This window comes from Hyalangium sp. (assembly GCF_035629615.1).
GTDB lineage: Bacteria > Myxococcota > Myxococcia > Myxococcales > Myxococcaceae > Hyalangium.
Genome location: NZ_DASPHO010000861.1, coordinates 1 through 3,943 on the forward strand (window position 1 = coordinate 1; position 3,943 = coordinate 3,943).

The window sequence follows — 3,943 nt, forward strand, 5'->3', positions numbered from 1 at the left end:
GCTGGGCATGCTCGCCGCCAGCGTGGCGCATGAGCTCAACAACCCGCTCGCCTCGGTGATGATGAACCTGGAGTTCAGCCTGGCCAACGCCCAGGAGCAGGGGGGCTCCGAGGAGACCCTGCAGGCGCTGCGCGAGGCCTCCTCATGCGCCGGACTCATCCGGGACATCATCCGCGACATCAAGATCTTCTCCCGCCCCGAGGGGCAGCACTTCGGCCCGACGGACGTGCACCGGGTGCTGGACTCAGCGCTGCGCATGGCGCACAACCAGCTCTTCCACCGAGCCCTGCTCGTGAAGGACTACGGGGAGCTTCCCCCCGTCTACGGCGGCGAGGCGCGGCTGGGGCAGATCTTCCTCAACCTCATCATCAACGCGGCGCAGGCCGTCCCCGAGGGCCAGAGGGACGCGCATGAGATCCGGGTGGTGACCCGGCGGGTCGGCGAGTGGGTGCGGGTGGAGATCCACGACACCGGGGCGGGCATTGCGCCGGAGCTGCGCGAGCGGATCTTCGAGCCCTTCTTCACCACGAAGCCGGTGGGGGTGGGCACCGGGCTGGGGCTGTCCATCTGCCGCCGGCTCGTCACCGAGATGGATGGCAGCATCGGCGTGGACAGCGAGCCAGGCCAGGGCAGCACGTTCTGGATCCACTTGCACGTGGCCCGGGAGCAGGAGGTCGCGCGGGAGGTGAAGACAGAGTCCTCCCGTGAGGGGCTGGGGGTGCTCGTGCTCGACGACGAGGCGGCCGTGGGCAAGGCCTTGCGCAGGCTGCTGAGCACGCGGCACCAGGTCACCACGTTCGACCGGGCCCAGGATGCACTGGCGCACATCACCTCCGGCCGTCGCTTCGACGCCATCCTCTGCGATCTGATGATGCCGGAGATGAGCGGTCCCCAGTTCCATCATGAGCTGGAGCGGCTGGCTCCGGAGCAGGCCCAGCGGGTCATCTTCATGACGGGAGGGGCCTTCACGGAAGAGACGCGCGCCTTCCTGAGCACGGCGCGCAACCCCTGCATGGACAAGCCCCTCGACATCCAGCGGTTGCTCTCCATGCTGGAGGCGCTGCCAGCAGCTGCCTTCTCACGGGGTTCGCCGGGGTTCGGGTCCAAGATGTGAGCAGGCGCCTCTCGGACAAGGAGTCCTGAGCGCGTCTGGAGGGACATTGGACAGACCGATGCTCCATCGGAAGGCGCGATTTCTCCCGAGGAGGAGGTAGAGGCCCAAGGGGCCCATCAGCCCTACGAGCGAGCCCAGCGCCAGGTGCAGCGCGGGCGGCGCTCCTGGCAGCACCTCCTCCAACGCCAGCCTTATCCCGGACGCGAAGTAGATGTGGAAGAGGTAGAGCGGCATGCTGATCGAACCCAGGTATACGATCCGGCTTGCCAGCCCCCTCCACCCAGCGCCCAGGCTCCGAGCTACGCCCAGGAGGAAGACGGCCAGGGTGAATTGCATGCAGAAGCCCAGCGGGCCGTTGACCAGGCGCAGATCACCATGCCCCTCGGCCAGACCTGAGGCGTAGAGCGAAACCAGCAGCCCCAGCAGCCCTACTGGCAGCAGTCCCTGAAGTGCCAGCGGCAGCCGGGACAGCCTGAGGTGCGCCGACACCAGCCAGGGGGACAGGCCCATTCCCAGGCCGAAGAAGCAGTTCCAGAAGAGGATGAAGCGGAGGTACCTCATCCCAGCGCCAGCCATGGGAGAGCCCCAGGCCTCGACGGCGGCATGCAACACCACGGACAACCCCAGGTAACCGAGTCCCTCCCATGTGCCCAGGGCCGGCGCGAGGCGCTTATACGCCCACGCCAGCCATGTACAGCCCACCAGCGCGTGAACGAACCAGAAGATGGCGTACGGAGGGAACCACGCAGTAGGGAACTGGCCCAGCAGTGCCAGCCAGCCTCCGAGGGTGTGTGGGCGCGCCCGGGAGAGCTCATGGACGCAGAGGAAGACGGGGGCCCACACCAACATGGGGACGACGAGCTTGCGCAGCTTCCTGTGTGCGAACTCCCGGAAAGAGGTGTCCGGCCCCCCGAAGAGCGACACCGCCGCTCCCGAACTGATGAGCATCACCGCCATGTTGAAGCTGTGGATGACCTCCGCTGCGAACCGCAGATCCTCGCGCTCTGGAGAGAACAGCTTGCGCACTCCATGGAAGGGCTCCACGCCAATCACATGGACGAGCACCACGAGTAGCAGGCTGGCGCCTCGGACGAAGAACAGATCATCGGAGAGCTCCTTGAGGATTATCGGGTTGCGCATTCACGTATGCCCCATGTGCTCCCTGCAGGTATCGTGCTCCAAGCTCTCACAGCCTCACCTCCGTCTGCCTGTCTCTGCTGTCTCATCCTGAGACGTCAGGCTGTCTCGGTTCGAGACCCTCCAGGGTCGCGGGGTCTTCCGCATGAGGGGGCACGACACCTGCAGAGCGTTCACGGAATGTACCGGCGCCCTCACTGATGGAACCGAAGAGCCTCCTGTTCCTGGCGTTGTGCTCGGTCGTTGTCCCCGCGGGTGTGGCATTGGTGAGGAGGTACCCACGGCTCAAGGATTTCTGCGCGGCCCTGATGGTCTTCGGAACTACCGAGCACGGCCTGGCGACCATCAACTTCTACAGCCGGGAGTGGTACCGGGGCACCACGCGTGGCTTCGAGCTCTGCTGGCTCGACTTCCTGTGGTTCTTCATTCTCGTGGACGAGTGGAGGCGCCCACGGCTCGCGCGCCCGCGCCAGCTCCCGTTCAGCCTGGGCAGCATGCTGGTGTTCTTCTCGTACAATGCGATGAATGTCGCCCTGTCGGACCCGAAGCTGTTCGGCCTCTTCGAGCTGTCGAAGGCGTTGCGCGCGGTCATGGTGTTCCTCGCGTTCGCGTACTACGTCAAGAACGAGAGAGATCTGCGCAGGCTTGTCTGGGCGCTGTGCCTCGCGGTCATCTACGAGTGGTCCTGGACGGTCTACGCCCGGCTCATCCTGGGACACGCACGGTCCGAAGGGACGCTGAGCCACCCCAACGCCCTGTCGATGTACAACCTGATCGCGGTCCCGCTGCTGCTGGCCGTGGCGCTCTCGGATGCCGACAAGCGGTTGCGGAGGGCGTGCGGGGTGGCGGCGTTTTTGGGCACCACGTCCGTGCTGTTCACGGTCTCGCGGGCGGGGTTGCTCTCTATCTTCCTCCTTCTGATTGCCGTGGGGATGACATGCGGCTCGTTGCGCATCACTCTGGCGAAGACCGTGGCGGCGGCCCTGGTGTTGGTGCCGGGGGGGGTGCTCTACGCCAAGCTCGCTCCCGCTTTCGAGGCCCGCTTCGCTACCGAGGGCGGACTGGAGAGGGAGTTTGGGGGCGAGGCCAATGAGGGGCGCGGTTCATACCTGGTCCTGGCGAGGATGATGTCAGCCGATAACTTCTTGGGATGCGGGCTGAACAACTGGTCGTACTATGTCTCCAACCGGTACGGCCCGATGATGGGATTACAGTACCTTCCGTACTGGGGGACGGACGAGGTGCCGCCGGATGGCCCCATCCCGGCAAACTCGAACATCGATGATCCACAAGCGCCGCCCGGACACAGCCTCTATGCCATCACCTTGGGTGAGACAGGTTGGCTTGGTGTCCTCCTCTTCGTATGGGTCTGGCTGCGCTGGCTGTGGATGGCGGGGAGCTTCTTCTCCAGGCGTTCGGCCGCGTTCCGTTCCCGCTTCGGCGTGGGCGTCTTCTTCAGCCTGGCTGGCGCCTTCTCTCAGAGCGTCGTCGAATGGGAGTTTCGCCAGACACCTCTGCTGTTCCTGGTTCACATCCTGCTCGGCGCGCTGGCTGCCGTGTATCCGGCCCGGCCATCAGTGCGGGTGGGCTCGCCATGAGCCAGTGGCTCTCTCGACTCGAGCGCCTGGCCAGACACCTGACCATAGGGCTGCTCTACCTGGGTGTGGCTCATGCTGTCTTCACTTGCTACGC

At 65.5% G+C, this 3,943-nt stretch carries 3 protein-coding genes; 2 read left to right on the forward strand and 1 reads right to left on the reverse strand.

Annotated elements, in window-relative coordinates:
* Positions 1 to 1,114 (forward strand): ATP-binding protein (locus tag VD972_RS43220; protein WP_324995583.1); only part of this gene is annotated, 1,114 nt, incomplete at its 5' end.
* Here VD972_RS43220 and VD972_RS43225 read toward each other — a convergent pair.
* Positions 1,079 to 2,254, reverse strand: a complete 1,176-nt coding sequence (locus VD972_RS43225; protein WP_324995585.1) for an acyltransferase — start codon at positions 2,252 to 2,254, stop codon at positions 1,079 to 1,081. The two genes, VD972_RS43220 and VD972_RS43225, sit on opposite strands and share 36 nt — an antisense overlap.
* Positions 2,255 to 2,559: 305 nt before the next feature.
* On the opposite strand from VD972_RS43225, the gene VD972_RS43230 reads away from it, so the two are divergent.
* Positions 2,560 to 3,849 carry a hypothetical protein gene (locus tag VD972_RS43230; RefSeq protein WP_324995587.1) on the forward strand — a complete coding sequence of 430 codons (1,290 nt, stop codon included), beginning with the start codon at positions 2,560 to 2,562 and terminating at the stop codon, positions 3,847 to 3,849.
* The last annotated feature ends 94 nt before the right edge of the window (positions 3,850 to 3,943 follow it).

Excerpts from the sequence above, each read along its gene's own strand:
- VD972_RS43225 (WP_324995585.1), bottom strand. The coding sequence starts at position 2,254 with ATGCGCAACCCGATAATCCTCAAGGAGCTCTCCGATGATCTGTTCTTC.
- VD972_RS43230 (WP_324995587.1), top strand. The coding sequence starts at position 2,560 with ATGGTCTTCGGAACTACCGAGCACGGCCTGGCGACCATCAACTTCTAC.